13 protein-coding genes are annotated in these 17,543 nt (G+C 64.4%); 4 read left to right on the plus strand and 9 right to left on the minus strand.

Going from position 1 to position 17,543, the window contains the following annotated elements:
- The first annotated feature begins 151 nt into the window (after window positions 1-151).
- Window positions 152-1,723: a methionine--tRNA ligase gene (gene metG / locus IWX64_RS03935; RefSeq protein WP_196865847.1), complete on the plus strand. Its 1,572-nt coding sequence runs from the start codon at window positions 152-154 to the stop codon at window positions 1,721-1,723.
- Window positions 1,724-1,737: 14 nt separating this feature from the next.
- Here metG and IWX64_RS03940 read toward each other — a convergent pair whose 3' ends face one another.
- The 5 genes from IWX64_RS03940 to IWX64_RS03960 form a co-directional block, all read right to left on the minus strand.
- Complete coding sequence (locus IWX64_RS03940; protein WP_196865848.1) at window positions 1,738-2,271, minus strand: hypothetical protein; 534 nt, start codon at window positions 2,269-2,271, stop codon at window positions 1,738-1,740.
- 77 nt (window positions 2,272-2,348) lie between these two features.
- Window positions 2,349-4,868, minus strand: a complete 2,520-nt coding sequence (locus tag IWX64_RS03945) for an ABC transporter permease (RefSeq protein ID WP_196865849.1) — start codon at window positions 4,866-4,868, stop codon at window positions 2,349-2,351.
- Between the two features lie 3 nt (window positions 4,869-4,871).
- Window positions 4,872-5,663, minus strand: a complete 792-nt coding sequence (locus IWX64_RS03950; RefSeq protein WP_196865850.1) for an ABC transporter ATP-binding protein — start codon at window positions 5,661-5,663, stop codon at window positions 4,872-4,874.
- Between the two features lie 138 nt (window positions 5,664-5,801).
- Window positions 5,802-6,536, minus strand: a complete 735-nt coding sequence (locus IWX64_RS03955; RefSeq protein ID WP_442859028.1) for a response regulator — start codon at window positions 6,534-6,536, stop codon at window positions 5,802-5,804.
- 2 nt (window positions 6,537-6,538) lie between these two features.
- Complete coding sequence (locus tag IWX64_RS03960) at window positions 6,539-7,738, minus strand: sensor histidine kinase (protein WP_196865851.1); 1,200 nt, start codon at window positions 7,736-7,738, stop codon at window positions 6,539-6,541.
- Window positions 7,739-7,884: 146 nt separating this feature from the next.
- On the opposite strand from IWX64_RS03960, the gene IWX64_RS03965 reads away from it, so the two are divergent.
- Both IWX64_RS03965 and IWX64_RS03970 read left to right on the plus strand, forming a co-directional pair.
- Window positions 7,885-8,946 (plus strand): 3-isopropylmalate dehydrogenase, encoded by a 1,062-nt coding sequence (locus tag IWX64_RS03965; protein ID WP_196865852.1) that lies wholly within the window; start codon window positions 7,885-7,887, stop codon window positions 8,944-8,946.
- An 11-nt stretch (window positions 8,947-8,957) separates the two neighbouring features.
- On the plus strand, window positions 8,958-10,064 hold the full coding sequence (locus tag IWX64_RS03970) for a branched-chain amino acid aminotransferase (protein ID WP_196865853.1): 1,107 nt from the start codon (window positions 8,958-8,960) through the stop codon (window positions 10,062-10,064).
- A 58-nt stretch (window positions 10,065-10,122) separates the two neighbouring features.
- Here IWX64_RS03970 and IWX64_RS03975 read toward each other — a convergent pair whose 3' ends face one another.
- The 3 genes from IWX64_RS03975 to IWX64_RS03985 all read right to left on the minus strand — a co-directional run bounded on the left by IWX64_RS03975 (window position 10,123) and on the right by IWX64_RS03985 (window position 14,407).
- Window positions 10,123-11,661 (minus strand): putative bifunctional diguanylate cyclase/phosphodiesterase, encoded by a 1,539-nt coding sequence (locus IWX64_RS03975; protein WP_196865854.1) that lies wholly within the window; start codon window positions 11,659-11,661, stop codon window positions 10,123-10,125.
- Window positions 11,654-12,001: a DUF7793 family protein gene (locus tag IWX64_RS03980; RefSeq protein WP_196865855.1), complete on the minus strand. Its 348-nt coding sequence runs from the start codon at window positions 11,999-12,001 to the stop codon at window positions 11,654-11,656. The genes IWX64_RS03975 and IWX64_RS03980 overlap by 8 nt, the downstream gene beginning before the upstream one ends.
- A gap of 81 nt (window positions 12,002-12,082) precedes the next feature.
- Window positions 12,083-14,407, minus strand: coding sequence for a glycosyltransferase family 2 protein (locus tag IWX64_RS03985; protein WP_196865856.1), 2,325 nt, complete (start codon window positions 14,405-14,407; stop codon window positions 12,083-12,085).
- Window positions 14,408-14,664: 257 nt separating this feature from the next.
- Here IWX64_RS03985 and IWX64_RS03990 point away from each other — a divergent pair, with 257 nt between their 5' ends.
- Window positions 14,665-16,230 (plus strand): glycosyl hydrolase family 18, encoded by a 1,566-nt coding sequence (locus tag IWX64_RS03990; protein WP_196865857.1) that lies wholly within the window; start codon window positions 14,665-14,667, stop codon window positions 16,228-16,230.
- Here the strand turns inward: IWX64_RS03990 and IWX64_RS03995 are convergent.
- Window positions 16,227-17,291 carry a hypothetical protein gene (locus tag IWX64_RS03995; RefSeq protein ID WP_196865858.1) on the minus strand — a complete coding sequence of 355 codons (1,065 nt, stop codon included), beginning with the start codon at window positions 17,289-17,291 and terminating at the stop codon, window positions 16,227-16,229. The genes IWX64_RS03990 and IWX64_RS03995 overlap by 4 nt on opposite strands.
- Between the last annotated feature and the right edge of the window lie 252 nt (window positions 17,292-17,543).

The following is a 17,543-nucleotide window of genomic DNA, read 5'->3' on the forward strand; positions in this document are numbered from 1 at the left end:
ACCCAGGTGTTTCAGGGCCTCTCGCCGCGACAGCGGTGGGAGGCCCTTGTCGTTGCGCTGGCCCCTGGGCAGGGGCCAGGCCAGGGACGCTACCGGTGGGCGGCCCGGTCACGAAGCGACAAGCGGGCCGGAAACAGGGTAATTTCTTTAGGTGACATCCACAGAGCAGCTGCCCGCGTATTACCTCACCACAGCCATCTCGTACCCCAACGGGACCCCGCACATCGGCCATGCCTATGAGGCGATCGCCACCGACGCGCTGGCCCGGTTCAAGCGGCTCGATGGCTACGACGTCATGTTCCTGACCGGAACGGACGAGCACGGACTGAAGATGCAGCAGACCGCCGACAAGGAGGGCATCCCCGTCCGCGACCTGGCCACCCGCAACGCGCAGGCGTTCCAGGCCATGAACGACGACGTCGGCAGCTCCTACAACCGGTTCATCCGCACCACAGACGCGGACCACTACGAGGCTGCATCCGCCATCTGGAAGCTGATGGAAGCCCGTGGCGACATCTACCTGGATAAGTACGCCGGCTGGTACTCGGTGCGGGACGAGGCGTTCCACAGCGAGGACGACACCGACGTCCGCGAGGACGGCATCCGCTACGCCACGGAGACTGACACCGAGGTGACCTGGACCGAGGAGGAGAGCTACTTCTTCCGGCTCTCCGCCTACCAGGACAAACTCCTCGCCCTGTACTCCGACCAGCCCGAGTTTGGCGCGCCCCAGTCACGGTTCAACGAGGTGATCAGCTTCGTCAAGCGCGGCCTCGAGGACCTGTCGATCAGCCGGACCACCTTCGACTGGGGAGTGCCCGTCCCCGGCAACAAGGACCACGTGATGTATGTGTGGGTGGATGCCCTCACCAACTACCTCACCGGCGTCGGCTTCCCCGATGTTCAGTCGGAGCGCTTCAAAAAGTTCTGGCCAGCCGACGTCCATGTCATCGGCAAGGACATCTCACGGTTCCACGCCATCTACTGGCCCGCGTTCCTGATGTCAGCCGGACTCGAACTGCCACAGCGGATCATGATTCACGGTTTCCTGTTCAACAAGGGCGTCAAGATGTCCAAGTCGTTGGGCAACACGGTGGCGCCCAAGGACTGGGTGAACCAGTACGGCCTCGACCAGATCCGGTTCTTCCTGCTGCGCGAAGTGCCGTTCGGAGCCGACGGATCCTACAGCCACGAGGCAATCGTGGGCCGGATGAACTCCGACCTCGCCAACAACCTGGGCAACCTCGCCCAGCGGTCGCTGTCAATGGTGGCCAAGAACTGTGACGCGCAGGTGCCAGCGCCGTCGTCGCTCGCGCCAGCCGACGAGGCCATCCTGGCGCAGGCCAACGGACTCCTTGAGGCGTCCCGGGCCGCGTTTGACCGCCAGGAGTTCTCCCGGGCACTCGAACTCATCTGGGGCGTACTGGGCGACACCAACGCCTACTTCGCCGACCAGCAGCCCTGGGTGCTCCGGAAAACCGATACCGAGCGCATGAAAACGGTGCTGTACGTGACGCTGGAGGTGCTCCGGATCGTCTCGATCCTGGCGCAGCCGGTGATGCCTGAGGGCGCCGGACGGCTGCTCACCGCGCTGGGGCAGGGCACCGGGCCCGACGACGTCGAGCGGCAGTTCAGCGCCATCGAGACTCCGCTGGTCGCTGGGACGGCACTGCCGGCGCCGTCGCCCATCTTCCCGAAGTACGAAGAGCCAGCCGAGGGCTAGCGGTCCGCCCGGTGCTAGTGGTCGCCCGAGAGGAACCGCTCGGGTGCTGTCTGACGCATGATGTGCGTCAACTGCTCCTGCTGTTTGCGGGCCCGGTCGGTGAGGCGCCGGAGCTGTTCGGAGTCCAGCGCGGTCGACCCTGCCTCGGTTAGTGCGTCAAGGGTCTCCCACATGCATTCCTTGCCACGGACCGCGCTTTGCAGGGCCTCCAGTTCCAGCTGGGCACCGCTGCCCTTGTCTGAACGGCGGAGGTTGAGCGGGTTGACCTTGCTGAGCTGCGCGCCGATCTGGGCAATGACCATTTTGACCTTGCTCGGGGTGTAGCCGAGGGAACTGATGATCTGAGCCAATTCTTTCCGGTCGGCGGCGATCTCCTCGGTGAGTGTTGCGAAGGTTTGCTCGTGCTTGGTGCCGCGCCACGCCTCCTGGGCGGTGGAGAAGAGTTTTACTCCCGACGCGGCGGCCACCAGGTGGTCATCCAGGTACGCCGAAAGCCTGCTGGAATCCGTCGGGTTTGAGTTGCTGCGCGGCGTCGGTGGATGTTCCATTGATAAACCTTTCGAGCGGAACCTGCGAGTTGGAAAATTCCATCTTCGCAGGTTCCGCGTCGATTGTGGTCGCTAGGTTACGCCGTGGCGAGCCCCTCCACCGGCGACAGCCGGGCCGCACGTCGGGCCGGCAGCACCGACGCCAACAGGGCGGCGATAACAGCCACCGCGAGCACACCCAGCAACTGGAGCCAGGGGATTGATGGGGTGACCGGCGCGATCGCTCCCAGGGCCGACTGCACGCCAAGCCACCCGTACACCACGCCCAGCAGGCACCCGAAGGCGGCGGCGACGCCGGCAATGAGCACCGCCTCCACGGCGAGCATCCCGCGCAGTTGCGCCCGGGTGAGCCCGAGGGCCCGCAGCAGGGACGACTCCCGGGTCCGTTCAAGCACCGACAGGGAGAGCGTATTGGCCACACCGATCAACGCAATGAGCACGGCGACGGCGAGGAGAGCCGTCACCACCAGCAGGATGACGTCGATGATCTGGTTGAAGGACACCCGTTCAATGGCTGCGCCGTTGACCTGGTACTCCGAGACGCCGAGCGCCTCGACAATGTCTGACCGAAGTCCGTTCACCCCCGCAGCATCGAGCGAGTCATCGAGCTTCAGCCACAGGATGCCAGTCCCGTCGCCGAGTGCTGCGACACCGGGCAGGGGCGCCGTCCCCAGCTCTGCAGCCGTCGCGGTGGTAATCGTTGGAACGAAGATCTGGGTCTGCACCTCCTGAACCGGCAGGGTCACCGGACCGTCCGCACCCGCCAACGTCACCTCGGTGAGCCGTGAGTCCTGGGGCATGAACACCACGTCGTCCACCAGTTCGAGGTCCTCACTGCGCAGGACCGCCTCGGCCTCGTCGGGTGAGATCGCGTAGACCGGCAGGGCACCGGCTGCGTCGTCGGAGACAGCGGCGACTGACAGGGCCAGCGCCGCATCAACACCGTCGAGACGTTCAACCGTCGTCACAGCCGCGTCAGCCGCGGCTGCGCTTCCGACCTCCTGCACCGCAAGGTCCACCGGATAGTTGGCTCCCAGCTCGGCTTCGAACGCTGTCCGCGAGGTTTGCGCGCCGGCCATCATCATGGTGACCAGGGTGACTCCCACCAGCAGTGCGCTGGCAGTGGCAGTGGTCCTGGCGGGATTGCGGACTGCGTTGATCGCCGCGAGCCGACCGGGCACGCCCAGGGGGGTGGCAAGCTTCCCGACGGCGGTCACCAGCGCGGGGAGGAACAGTGACGCGCACAGGAGCACGCCCACGAAGGACAAGACTCCACCCGGCAGCGCGACCAGCAGCGCCGACGAGGCAGCGCCCACCCCGAGCAGCCCGGCCCCCAGCAGAACCAGCATCAGTCCGAGGAACAGCCGCGCCTTGCCCCTGCGGGTCTTAGTCGTGGCATCCTCAGCCGGGCGCAGCGCCTCGAGCGGTGCGACGGCGGTGGCAGCACGGGCCGGCACAAACGCGGCCACCAAAGTCATCACGACGCCGACGATGAGCCCGGCCAGGACCGACGACGGTGGAATGGCCAGGGTGGCGAACTCGGTGCCATCCTGCGCGGCGGCAAGACTGACCAGTGCCCACATCACGCCAGCGGCCAACAGCACGCCGAGGACTGACGACACCAGGCCCACAATGCCCGCCTCGATCAGGACCGAGCGACGAATCTGTGCCCGGGATGCACCGATGCAGCGCAGCAACGCCAGGTCACGGGTCCGCTGGGCCACGAGCACCGAGAAGGTGTTGGCGATGACCAGCACGGTGACCAGGATGGCGACGACGGCGAACGCCAGCAGGATGACTGTCAGCTGGTCGGTGCCTCCCGAGAGGGCCGCGACGTCGGCCGTCACCTGTTCGGCGCTGGTGCGGACCTCGGCGGACACTCCCGATGCCGAAAGGGCTGACGCCGTAGCTGTGCGGACGTCCGCCACGGTGGCTGATCCGTCGACGGCCAGTTGGGCAGTGGTGGCCTGGGGTGGAGCCTCCCCGGGGGCGAAGATGCTGAGCGACTCCACCAGGTCCGGTGCGGCGTACACCTGCGGCAACCCGGCGAGATAGGGATCGGCAGAATTCTCGGTGATCCCCGTCAGCGTGACAGTCAGGCTCTTCGGGGGCAGCGGCTCGCCGTCGGGGGAATACTGGGTCTGCTCCAGCGCGAAGCTGTCACCGACGCCCAGTCCCAGTTGGGAAGCCGCCGTCTTGTCGATGGTGATTCCAGTGCCATCGACTGGTAGGCGACCGTCAGCTAGGGTCGAGGACTGAAGCTCATCGGGGGCGGTGCTCAGGACAAAGACGTCCGCCGGCCCCGTCGGGAGACTCAGGGTAGAGATGGTTCGTTGTGCGGCATGTACGGCTGATACGCCGTCGATACCTGAGAGGAGTTGCTCGGTTTCCACCGCCGATCCGGCACCCTCCCCGAGGGAGACCACCAGGTCGGCTTTGGCGTAGGTGGCGCCGAGGCTTTGCTGAAGGGACGCCTGGGTGGTTCCTGAGACCATCAGGGTCGCTGAGAGGAATCCGACGCCGAGCATGACGGCCAGCCCCACCGCGATGAAGCGTCGGCCGTACGCCCGGACCTGGGCGAGTGCAACCTGCAGCACGGCTTACGCCCCCAGTCCGGCGAGAGCCTTGGAGATGACGTCAGGTGTGCTGCGGTCCAGCTGGCCCACCAGTTCGCCGTCGTTCATCAACAGGATACGGTCCGCATAGGACGCGGCGACGGGGTCGTGGGTCACCATGATGATGCTCTGACCCATTTCCCGGGTACTGCGCCGCAGCAGGGAAAGCACCTCCGCGCCGGAGCGCGAGTCGAGGTTACCGGTGGGCTCATCACCGAAGAGGACATCTGGGCGGGTCAGCAGCGCACGGGCCACAGCCACGCGCTGCTGCTGGCCACCGGAAAGCTCATGTGGCCGGTGGGTGAGCCGGTCCGCCAGACCGAGGGTGGTGCAGATCTGTGACAGCCAGTCGGCGTCGACAGTACCGCCGGCGAGCGCCACCGGCAGGGTGATGTTCTGCTCGGCGGTGAGTGTGGGAATCAGGTTGTAGGCCTGGAAGACGAAACCGATCCGGTCACGCCGCAGGCGGGTCAGCTCATTGTCCGATAATCCGGTGATCTCGGTCCCGCCGATCCAGACGCGGCCGGAGTCGGCGGTGTCCAGGCCTGCCAGGCAATGCATCAGGGTGGATTTGCCCGATCCGGACGGGCCCATGATGGCGGTGAACGTGGCCCGCTCGAAGGTGACGTTGACCTCCTTCAGCGCGTGCACTCGGGTATCCGCGCGCCCGTAGGTCTTGGAGAGTGAGTCGGCGGACGCCGCGGGTCCTGTTCCGGAGGGTTCAGGGGTGGCGGACGACGACGACAAGTGGTCGGCAGTGTTTGCAGAAGTTCTCATGCTTCAACGCTAGGGTTGCGGGCTCCGCAGCGAATCAGCCTAGGGGCCGGTCTTCCCGCGGGGCCTTCTCATCCCGCGGGATGAGGCAGCGGGAACGGCGGGATGAGCGCTGCTAGATCGGGGCCAGCTAAACCAGGGCTAGGGCTGCACCACTGACGTTTCGTAGGCAATCAGGACCGCCTGCACTCGGTCCCTGGCGCGGAGCTTCGCAAGGATATGGCCCACATGGGTCTTCACTGTCGCTTCAGAAAGGTAGAGGCTGCCCGCAATCTCCGGGTTGGACAGTCCCCGGGCGATCAGTTCAAAGACCTCCCGCTCCCGCGCGGTCAACGACTTCACCGCGTCGGCATTGGCCCCCGTCGCGGGGGAGGAACGGCGCAGCATCGGGGCGACATGGTCCAGCAGCCTCCGGGTGGTGGACGGCGCGATGACGGCATCCCCCCGATACACTGTGCGGATGGCCTCGAGCAGTTCCTCCGGTGGTGCGTCCTTGAGCAAAAACCCGCTGGCGCCGGCCTGGATGGCCGCCAGCGCATATTCATCCAGATCAAAGGTGGTCAGCACCACGATCTTCGGGCCGCTCCGTTCCCCGGGCCCGGGTGCGGCGGATGCCTGCGCGAGGATGCGTCGGGTTGCTTCGATGCCGTCCATTCCCGGCATCCTGACATCCATCAGCACGACGTCGGCACGGGTCGCCTGCAACGCCGCGACAGCGTCGGCGCCGTTGCCCGCCTCGCACACCACGTGCAGATCGGGCTGGGAGTTGATCAGCATGGTGAAGCCGCTGCGAACCAGCCGCTGATCATCCACGAGGGCCACCCGGATGGTGGGGCTTTCGGGAGCGGGGTTGATGGGCGCGGGGTTGATGGGCACTGTCAGGCTTCCGTGTAGGGGATGAATGCTGTAATGCGGTACCCGCCGCCGGCTTGCGCTGCGGCGGCCAGGTCCCCATCGTAAAGTCTGAGTCTCTCGCGCATCCCCTTGATGCCCTGCTCCGCCCCGGTGGAGGAGGGGTCGGCACCAGCGCCGCGGCCGTCGTCGTCGATGGTCAGGCTCAGGCCGCGGGGCGTCCATACCAGCTCGACGACGGCGCAGGCGTCCGGGCCAGCATGCTTCAGCACGTTGGTGAGGGATTCCTGCACCACCCGGTAGGCGGTGAGCTCGGCACCGGCGGGAAGCTCCCGGCGGCCGGTGCCCTTGACCGTGTAGCCGGTGCTGAGCCCGGCGTGCTGAACGGTCTCAATCAGCGTGGGGATGTCGGCGAGTACCGGGAGCGGACGGGTGGAGGCTTCCTCATCCCCGCGCAGGACGCCCAGCAGGCGGCGCATTTCGCGCAGCGATGCCCTGCCGGTTTCAGCGATCGTGCCGAGCGTCGCGGGAGCCACCGCGGCGTCGTGGGCGCTCGCGTACCTGGCGCCGTCGGCCTGGGTGATGATGACCGACAGGGAGTGGGCCACGATGTCGTGCATTTCCCGGGCGATGTGGCTGCGTTCGTCAGCGGCTGCGAGATCCCTTTCCTGTTGGCGTTCCACCTCCAAGCGCCGGGTCCGGTCTTCAAGGGCCTGGAGGGTGAGCCGACGGTTGCGGGCCAGGTCGCCAAACGTCCAGCACAACAGGATCAGAGCCTGAACCAGGACAGCGATGACAACGAACAACGGCAGCGAGGCGTCCCGCATCTCGAGCGGACTGATGCCATATTCGCGGCTGTACCTCAGCAGGCCGGCGAAACACCCAACCGAAGCGACCGCAAGCCCGCCAAGACTGGCCCACCGGGGCGCATACGCAGCCAGGGCATACAGGGCAATCAGCACCGCCACCTGGCCGGGTAACGGCCACACATAGAAAATGATTTGTAGGACGGAGACGGTTGCGATCAGTCCTGCAGCGAGAACGGTCCGTGATCGCCGCCAGGCGAGCGGAAGAATCAGCCCGACGGCCGCCAGCAGTTCAAGGGGGCCGACACCCGAGAGGGCCGTGGGGGTCACCAGCAGCAGAAACAGCACCACCATGATCACGAAGTCCACGCGGCCCGGGTGGGCACGCAGCAATCGTGCGAGGCGATGATGGAGGTCCATGAAACCCCACTCTAGGGCCGGAAAGCGGCAGGAACATCAACCCGCGGGTGGAGATCCGGGTCGGATGCAGACCACCCCATGGTGGCGTCGTCTCAAAAAGTGAGACACGTTGTCCATCATGTGGTCTCAATCCATAGCCTGTTCCTATGAGCGAATCCTCTTCACCAATCCAGCTGGCAGTCATCCCCGGGGACGGAATCGGACCGGAGGTCATCGCCGAGGCGGTGAAGGTGCTTCGCAGCGTCACCGCCAACCTTGACACCTCCTTCGCCCTGACCGAATACCAGCTCGGAGCGGAGCACTGGCTGGCCACCGGAGAGACCCTTCCCGAAGAGACCCTCGAAAAGCTCAGGCAGCATGACGCGATCCTCTTCGGGGCCGTCGGCGCAGCTCCGGGAGACACGCGCATCCCCTCGGGGCTGATCGAGCGGGAAATGCTGCTGAAGCTCCGGTTCGCGCTGGACCACTTCGTGAACCTGCGACCCTCCCGGCTGTATCCCGGCATCGCGAGTCCGCTGGCAGCCCCCGGGGACATCGACTTCATTGTGGTCCGCGAAGGCACCGAGGGGCCCTACGTCGGCAACGGCGGATCGCTGCGCACGGGTACTGTCCACGAGATTGCCACCGAGGTTTCCCTGAACACGGCGCACGGTGTGGAGCGGGTGGTTCGTGACGCTTTCCGGCGGGCCAACGACCGGCCGCGCCGGCACCTCACGCTGGTCCACAAACACAATGTACTGGTCTACGCGGGTCACCTCTGGAAGCGGACGGTCGAGGCCGTCGCCGCCGAGTTCCCCGAGGTCACCCACGACTACCTCCATGTGGACGCCGCGATGATCTTCCTGGTGACTGATCCTGCCCGATTCGACGTCATCGTCACCGACAACCTGTTCGGCGATATCATCACCGACCTCGCCGCGGCGGTCACGGGCGGGATTGGCCTCGCGGCGTCGGGCAACATCAACATGGACCGCACCGCACCCTCCATGTTCGAACCGGTCCATGGGTCAGCCCCCGACATCGCCGGGCAGCAGGTGGCCGACCCGACGGCTGCCATCCTCTCCGTCGCCTTGCTGCTGCATCACCTCGGGTTCGACGACGCAGCAGCCCGGGTGGAGCGTGCCGTGGACGACGACGTCGCCTCCCGCACCGGTGGGGGCCGGACTACAGCCCAAATCGGCGATGCGATCGCCGCCTTGGTGTCCTAAGCTGGTTAACCATGACAGCCACCGACCTGGAATTTAGCCAGCACCCCTCCGCCAACCCCACCTCCGATCAGGAACGCGCCGAGATTCTCGCCGAGCCAGGGTTCGGAAACCACTTCACTGATCACACCGTTGTGGTCGACTACAAGGCTGACAACACCGGTGCCGGCGGGTGGGGCAACGCCCGCCTCGAAGCCTACGGACCCATCGCGCTCGACCCGGCTGCAGCAGTACTGCACTACGGCCAGGAAATCTTCGAGGGCATGAAGGCCTACCGTCACGAGGACGGCTCGGTGTGGACGTTCCGTGCCGATCAGAACGCCGCCCGCCTGAACCGTTCAGCGGCACGCCTCGCGTTGCCGCAGCTGCCCGAGGCCATTTTCCTGGAGTCTCTCCGCCAGTTGGTGGCCGCGGACCAGAACTGGATCCCCACCCGCGAGGGCGAAAGCCTCTACCTGCGGCCGTTCATGATCGCCACCGAGGCGTTCCTCGGTGTGCGCCCGGCCCGCGAAGTGTCCTTCAGGGTCATCGCATCGCCAGCAGGTAACTACTTCGGTGGGGAACTGGCACCCGTGGACATCTGGGTATCCCGCAACTACGCCCGCGCCGGGCGTGGGGGTACCGGCAACGCAAAATGTGGAGGCAACTATGCCGCTTCCCTCGCCGCGCAGCTGGAGGCCGAGGCACAGGGCTGCAAGCAGGTCCTCTTCCTCGACCAGTTCAACGACAACGCCGTCGAGGAACTCGGCGGAATGAACGTCTTCTTCGTCTTCAAGGACGGGTCACTGGTGACCCCCGCCCTCTCCGGCACCATCCTGGAGGGCGTTACCCGCTCATCGGTGATTCAGCTGGGCAAGGACCGGGGCCTGACAGTCACCGAACGGAAGATCACCCTCGACGAGTGGCGTGACGGGGTGGCCTCCGGCGACATCACCGAGGTATTCGCCTGCGGCACCGCCGCGGTCATTACCCCGATCGGTCAGCTGAAGGATGGCTCCGAGGTCATCGGCGCCCCCGATTCCAAGGCGGGCGAGGTCACCATGTCCATCCGCGAACAGCTGCTCGGCATCCAGACCGGCACCTCGGAGGACACCCACGGTTGGCTGACCCGCCTGGTCTGATCAGGCGTCAACTTTCGATGACCGACGCGCCTGCAGAAATCTGTGGGCGCGCCGGTCTTTAAGAGGCGAGGGGCAGGGTGGCCGCGGAACGCAGCAGGGCCGTGGTTTCCTCGACCGGCAAGGGCCGGCTGAAGTAGTAGCCCTGGCCGCCGATGCAGCCCATCTCCTGCAGCTTCTGCACCTGGTCGTACGTTTCGATGCCTTCGAAGACGGCCTCCAGCCCCGCTGCGCGAATCAGCTGGAGGATTGCAGAAATGAAGTCGAACTGGATGGATCCGGTCGACAGTTCATTGAGTAGGGACCGGTCCACCTTCACCATGCTGACGGGTAGCTTTCGCAGGTAGCTGATGGAGGAGTACCCGGTGCCGAAATCGTCGATCTCGATGCACACGCCCAGCTGCTTCAGGCTCAGCAGCGAATAGGTTTCCACCTCGCCACCGGTCACCAGCGCGGTTTCGGTGATTTCCAGCACCAGCGCCGCCGGCGGGATATCGAACCTTCGCAGGAGTCCACGCACGTAGTCCACCAGGTCCAGCTGCTGCAGTTCCACGGCCGAGAGGTTAAGCCGAAGCTGGAAGTCGTCGTCGAGCTGCAGTTCAGTTCGCCACAGTGAATATTGGCGGATGGCTGCCGCCATTACCCATCGGTCGAGCTCAACCACTGCACCGATCTCCTCGGCCAGTGGGATGAACTCGTCGGGCATGATGAAACCCCGGGTGGGGTGATTCCAGCGGACCAGCACCTCAAGCCCGAGGACCCGCCCGTCGCGCAGGTCCACCACGGGCTGGTAGTTGAGGGAGAGCTGGTTCGTGGAGATGGCGTCCCGGAGCTCGGACGCGATCTGGCTCCGCAGCTGGCGCTGGTACAGCATGACCGGTTCGAAGACCTTGATGGTGCTGCGGCCCTCGCGTTTGGCGGCGTACATGGCGGTATCGGCGTCCAGCAGGATGCTTTCGGCTTCCTGGCGCGGATCGGCCAACCGCACACCGATGCTGGCGCGGGAGAAGACGTGAAGCTCGGCGAGCGTGATCCGGTCTCCCAGAGCGGCGAGCGCCCGGTTGGCGATCCGGAGCGCGATCTCAAGGGTGGCCTCGGGAACCAGGATTGCGAACTCGTCGCCGCCGAGCCGCGCGACGGTATCGGTGTCGCGGACCGCCCCGAGCAGGCGGCGGGCTACCTCCTGGAGCACGCGGTCGCCGGCGTCGTGCCCGAAACTGTCGTTGACGTCCTTGAAGGAATCGAGGTCCAGCAGGATGATGGCGGGCGGGGGAGTGCCCTCTTCCGTTTCCAGCTGTTCCTGAAGTTTGCCCAGTAGTGCGCTCCGGTTGTCCAGACCGGTCAGTGCGTCGGTCATGGCCATCGTCCGCATCTCCAGGTGTGCCTGGTGGAGCATCGCTGTGCGGTTTTCCACCCGCTCTTCGAAGTCGCGGTGGACCAGTTCCAGCTCTTCAGCGAGGAGGTTGAAGCCGGTGATGACGGCGTCGACGTCGTCGCGTGCCGCTGAGGGTTCCATCCGGCTGCTGAGGTCACCGCGGGAGAGCCGGACGATCCCGTCGACCAGCATGGCCAGGCGCGGGTCTGCCTCTTTCCTAGGCATCCGGGCCGCTTCCCAACCAGGCCATTGCCTCGGACTCGGTGGTGAAGAACCGGGTGGGGCACGGCGGCGGTTCGCCACCGAGTAAAAAGTTCGCGATCACGCGGTCCACCGGGGACTCGCCCAGGACGGCGATCGCCGAGGAGGTGCGTGAGGAGGCGAGGACGGCGCGGGCTTCACGGCTGATCGCGCTGACGCCCGAAATTACCAGCAGGACCGGGCGCAGATCGTCTCCAGCCAGGGCCCTCGCCCTCGCCGCGTGTGCCTCAGCAATTTCACCGGTGACCTCCACGCCCTGGGGCATGACCAGCCTGATTACCCAATCCGGCTGATCCTCCCGCACGCGATCATCTTGTGTAGTTATAGCCGACATGGTGCCTTTCACTCCGACTGCGTCTCTGCCCGGTTGTTGGCAAACCCATCCCTACCGCGAGGAGATCCTGCGACGACGGTCGTTGGAGCCCCGGAGATCACGGTTGAGCCGACGGTCACCGTGGTACAGGATCGATGACCAGTCAGCTTCTTCGGGGGTTTTCTCAATCACCCGCGACTTTGCTTCAGGCTTCTTGCGGGGCGGTACGTAGAGCCAGTTTAGGACTCCAAGAACCATGTCCACAATTGAATTGTTAACCCCAATGTAGGCGCGGATTGCCCCCGCCGCCAGTATTGCATTGAATCCTGCGAACGCGGCGTTACCCCAGTTTCCCTGAGAGACATCGCGCCACAGGGTCAGGACCGAGAAGGCGACAATCGCATACGGGATAAAGACGTACAGGGCTGGTGCCGCCGTCCGGTCCTTGACCTTGGGGGTACGCACGAAGGGAATCTTCTCGCCGGTGAAGGCCTGCTGGATGGATTTCAGCACGCCCGCCAGGTTCACCGGTAGCAGCACGATGTTGAACCCGTAGATCCTGAAAATGTCGCTGAACCGGTGTCCGCAGTCCCTCAGGTCGCTTCCCATGGCCAGGAAGTAGGGCAGCGCCGTCAGGAAGACCAGCGGACTCAGGAGCCGGCTGTCATACGGGTACATCAGCAGGAAGAGCAGCCCGAAGCTCGCCCAGGCGATCGAGGCCATGTAGTTGACCCGGAGCAGCACTTCCCGCATCAGGATCCGGTCCCGGCGGTGGCGTCGCTCGGACAGCTGGTTCCACAGCTTCGGCAGGATCAGCAGGCCACCGTTGGCCCACCGGCGGCGCTGCACCACGAGGGATCCGAAGTCAGGGGGAGTGGCGCTGTAGCTGAGCCGCTCGGGATAGTTGACCAGCGTCCACCCGTGGGCTCCGAGGTCCACGCTCGACTCGGTGTCCTCGATGACCGTCCGGTCCTGGATGTAGGTGTGGATCTCGAACCCACCAACATCCTCGACCTCGAGGATGTCCATCAGGGCCTCTTTGCGGATGACCGCGTTGGCGCCCACCCAGAAGGTGGCCCCGTAATAGGACATGCCCTGGTGCAGAATGTGCTGGATGTCGGTCGTGGCTCCGGCCACCCGCTCAATCCGGGTGGGTGCCCCACGGAAGGAGGAGTACGGCGTCTGGGTGACCGCCACCCGTTCATTGCCGGGGGATTCCAGAAGGTAGACCAGGCGAAGGCAGTAGTCGCGGAGCAGGAGCGAATCGGCGTCGAGCGTAAGCAAGTAGGTGGTGTCGGGCACATCGAGGTCCACCTGGGCTGGACCCTCGGCGGGACGCAGGATGGTGCCGTTGGGGGATTCTTCCCGGTGCCAGCGCTTCCCCATCAGGGAAATGTAGGAGTTCAGGTTCATCGCCTTGTTGGCTTCGTGTGACAGGGAAGCGAACATCTTGCGCTCGAACGTTTCCAGCCGCACCGTGAAGATGCGGCAGAGCCGCAGGTACAGCTCGTCCAGGCGGTCCGCGGCCGGTTGTCGGCCCTGGGCGCGGGCCGCGGTGAGGCCCAGCACTGTGAGCCGGAGCTCCCGGGCCAATCCCATCAGCACCAGGTCAACGAAGAACTCGTCCACGTGATCCTCGATGCTTTCCGCGGCGGCCATGTCCTCGAGCCAGGTTGCGGCGGCGACGTATTCGGTGGTGAGCAGTTCCAGCTCGTCGATGCCGTCTTCGATGGGTGCCGTGAGACGTTCGCGGAAGGCGGTGAGGGAGTCGTTGAACCGGGTGGAGGGTTCGAGCAGCTGTGCTTCGATGCCCTCCGTCAGTTCCCGGGTAATCCGGAGCCTCTCGGCTACTGCCGCGTCGGAAGGCGCGGGAGGGTCATCGAGGAGGAGAACCACTTTCAAGTCCGGGAACTCCTGAAGGGCTGCCGACCAGAGGGTGGCACGAACCACCTGGGGCTCCTCGGCGTAGGAGGGCACCAGGACGGTGATGCCGTCTTCATAGTGCGCGAAGTGCCGGTCCAGCTCACCACGGGGTACCCGTTTGTGGTCCCTGAAGCGGTACAGGGCGCCCTGCCGCGCCACCAGATACAGCAGCGCCGAGAAGGTGAGGAACGTGACCACAATGAGGTAGGAGACAGCCTCGAACTGGAACCGGAAACCCGCAGTCGGGTTCTCGATAAGCTGCCGAAGGATCGTGGTGACCACGTAGGAGGCCCAGCCGACCATGGTCGCCACGATAGCCAGCCGGCCAAGAGCAATCTTCCGGCGCGACGGCGTCGGGTGGACAATCGATAGAGGTTCGGAGCGCTTCTCGGCGCCCCATTGCCGCTTGCGGGCCGCCGGGGGTACATCCTTGTTTTTCCGGACGGGCGCTGCAGCCACTTTGTGATTCTTCATCTCGCTCCCCAGCGACTCGATTGCAGGATTAATTCCTGCCTATCCCTGCGCAGCCGGCACGCGCCGTACCACCGTGGGGGGTGGATTTTATCTGCGATCACGTCCAACACTGAGACCTGGCACATGACCGTTACAGCGGTTCGATGACGCTGTAACGATAACACTTGCGGTCAAGACTTATAGTGAGTACGTAACATTAAAGTTTAGTGTTCAAGTAACCCTGGCTCAGCAGGGGTGAATATTTCTTGGAGTACACAGTGGCAAGACATTTTCCGGGCCGGAAACTCTCGTTTGTCCGGCTCGTTCTTGTGGTGGGGGTTCTTGCCGCAGTAGTGGGCGCTTCATTTACCGGGTGGAACCGTTTCGAGGACGCCAGGGCAGCGGAAGGCACCGGATCCTGGTTCACCGGGTACGTCGACGCCACCGCTACTCCGTTCTACGCGTTCGAGCGTCCGAGGACCGACGAGGGCAGCAGCGTCATGCTGTCCTTCATCGTCGCGGACCCGGAGAATCCCTGCGAGCCGTCCTGGGGTGCGGCCTACAGCTTTGACGAAGCCGAGTCCACCATGGATCTGGATCGCCGGATCGCCAGGCTCGTTCAGGGCGGTGGCGAGGTGGCTGTGTCCTTTGGAGGTCTCCTCAACGACGAGCTCGCCACGTCCTGCGCTGACGTTGACGACTTGAAGGATGCCTACGCCTCGGTCGTGGAGCGGTACAACCTCACCACCATCGATCTGGACGTCGAGGGCGAGAACCTTCTGGACACCGAGGCCGGCGAGCGCAGGGCCGAGGCCCTGTCGCTGCTGCAGGAAGAGCGGCTGGCAGCTGACGAACCGTTGAACATCTGGCTCACGCTCCCGGTGGCGCCCTCGGGCCTGACCGAGCCGGGCACCACAGCCGTCACGCAGATGCTTGAGGGTGGGGTTGATCTTGCGGGAGTCAACATCATGACCATGGACTTTGGGGGTAGCAAGCCCCAGTCGATGAGCATGTTGGACGCGTCGATCGCCGCAGCAGAGGCCACCCATTCGCAGCTGTCCACTCTTTACAGCCGGGCCAACATGGCGCTTGGTCCGCAGGCGCTCTGGACGAAACTGGGGTTGACCCCGATGGTGGGGCAGAACGACGTCGTCAGCGAGGTGTTCTCCCTGGACGACGCCGCGGGCCTCAACGCCTTCGCCGTCGAGCACGGAGTCGGTCGGATGTCCATGTGGTCACTGAACCGGGATGTCACCTGCAGTGACAACTACGCCGATGTGTCGGTAGTCTCCGTGGGCTGCAGCGGAATTGACCAGAACGGGCTGAGCTTTGCCCAGCTTCTGGGGCAGGGGTTTGAGGGCAGCTCCGAGAGCATCCCGACGGCGTCAGCGACGCCCGAGCCCACCCCCGAGCTGGTCGAGGACAACCCCGAAACCAGCCCGTACCCCATCTGGTCGGAGGACGCCACCTACGTTGCTGAGCAGCGTGTGGTCTGGCATGGCAACGTCTATGTCGCCAAATGGTGGAACGAGGAGGCAACTCCCGACAACCCGGTACTGCAGGCCGACGAGACGCCGTGGACCCTGATCGGGCCGGTGCTGCCGGGCGAGAAACCAGTCAGCGCGCCTACCATTCCCGCTGGAGTCATCGACGAGTGGGATCCCGAAGAGGTCTACGAGAGCGGCGACCGGATCCGGCTCGATGACCACGTGTTCGTCGCCAAATGGTGGAGCCAGGGGGACAGCCCCGAGGCCGCACTTCAGGGATCGGCCGGATCGCCGTGGAACCGGCTCAGCAACGACGACGTCGTCAAACTCCTTGAGGATCTGGAGAACGACGACTAGGAAGCATCTTCCTCGGGCTGTGTTAGCGAGTCGATAAGGACGGCCACATGCTCAGCACGGTCGTGCGCTCCAGCTTGAACGAAAAGGATCCTGGACGTATCAAGGTAGTTCAGTGCTTCGATGTCGTCCCCTCGGCCCGCTAGTGCCCGCCCCAGGAGAAGATTCGCTTCACCAGCGGTTTGCGAGGCGAGAATCGTTCCCTCAGCGCAGATAGGCCTGAGCCGTTTCACCGCGGCGTTGAGCTGGCCGGTGAGGACCAGCCAGTGGGCGCGGGTCAGTGAAAGCTCCAGCTGGTCGCGCTCGTTGCCTCCGACAATCGAACTCGCGGTCTCTGCTCGTTCGATGCACTCGAGGGTCTCGGCGTCGACAACACCTGCGGCCAGCCGGAGCGCCGCTGATGCACGGTTGAACCGGGCCCATAAATCCAGATCATTGTTGGGCGACAGATTGCGCGCCGCAAGGGAATGGAATCTGGTTCCATCAGCTACCTCATGACGCATGAAGGCAACGTTTCCTATTGCCCAGTACGCTTTACCGGCGGCCTGTGTGTGAACCTCGGGCGTGATGAAGGTCGAAAGGACGAGGCACTCATCCCAGGCTTCGTCTAATTTGTCGCTGTCTGCCAGGGCCGCAATGAGAGCAAGTTGTCCGCTGATATTCAGGTCAGTGGGGCTTCCATCGGTATTCGCGATTTTCACCGCAGCCGAAGCTTCTTCGACGGCGTCGCGGAGCTGACCAAGTCCATGAAGTCCTACGGATAGCAGTGTCCGAACGCGTGCAGCGAGTGCAGGAGAGTGCTTGGTCAAGGGGTGAACTTTCAGAGAATGAGCAAGCTTGACCGATTCCTCGACCAAGCCTTCCTCCCGCAGGCACTCAGCTTGCAGAAAAGTCATATTCCACCACGCGGCGTCGTTCTCTTCAGCAAGCGCGAGCTCAACTGCCTGCCCAGAAATTATTCGTCCCTGGGTGTAGTCGCGTTGGCTCCATGCCTCCCTTGCCCGCAGCTCAAACAGTAGCTGGTCACCGGGCTGATTTGTTGCCATGGGTGGTAGCCCTTTCATGCAGATGGATGTGGACCTCGGGCAGTGCTCGCCAGGTTCTGCCAATTATCTACAGAAACCAGCACCTAGTACAGGGGGTCTTCGCACAGGGGTTCCTGAATGTTCATTCTTCCTACCGTATGGTTTTTCCAGTTTAGTTCGTATACTAATCGAACTCGTGAGGTTCGGTTCCTCACGTTTATCAAGCGATCAAAGGACTCTCGTAATGAAAAAAATAGCTGCCTCTATGCTGCTCGCTGCAGTATTCGCAAT

Source organism: Arthrobacter sp. CAN_A212 (assembly GCF_015752345.1).
Classification (GTDB): domain Bacteria; phylum Actinomycetota; class Actinomycetes; order Actinomycetales; family Micrococcaceae; genus Arthrobacter_D.

Excerpts from the sequence above, each read along its gene's own strand:
- IWX64_RS03975 (WP_196865854.1), bottom strand. The coding sequence starts at position 11,661 with ATGCCTAGGAAAGAGGCAGACCCGCGCCTGGCCATGCTGGTCGACGGG.
- IWX64_RS03965 (WP_196865852.1), top strand. The coding sequence starts at position 7,885 with ATGAGCGAATCCTCTTCACCAATCCAGCTGGCAGTCATCCCCGGGGAC.
- IWX64_RS03995 (WP_196865858.1), bottom strand. The coding sequence starts at position 17,291 with ATGAAAGGGCTACCACCCATGGCAACAAATCAGCCCGGTGACCAGCTA.
- IWX64_RS03940 (WP_196865848.1), bottom strand. The coding sequence starts at position 2,271 with ATGGAACATCCACCGACGCCGCGCAGCAACTCAAACCCGACGGATTCC.
- IWX64_RS03950 (WP_196865850.1), bottom strand. The coding sequence starts at position 5,663 with ATGAGAACTTCTGCAAACACTGCCGACCACTTGTCGTCGTCGTCCGCC.
- IWX64_RS03960 (WP_196865851.1), bottom strand. The coding sequence starts at position 7,738 with ATGGACCTCCATCATCGCCTCGCACGATTGCTGCGTGCCCACCCGGGC.
- IWX64_RS03970 (WP_196865853.1), top strand. The coding sequence starts at position 8,958 with ATGACAGCCACCGACCTGGAATTTAGCCAGCACCCCTCCGCCAACCCC.
- IWX64_RS03985 (WP_196865856.1), bottom strand. The coding sequence starts at position 14,407 with ATGAAGAATCACAAAGTGGCTGCAGCGCCCGTCCGGAAAAACAAGGAT.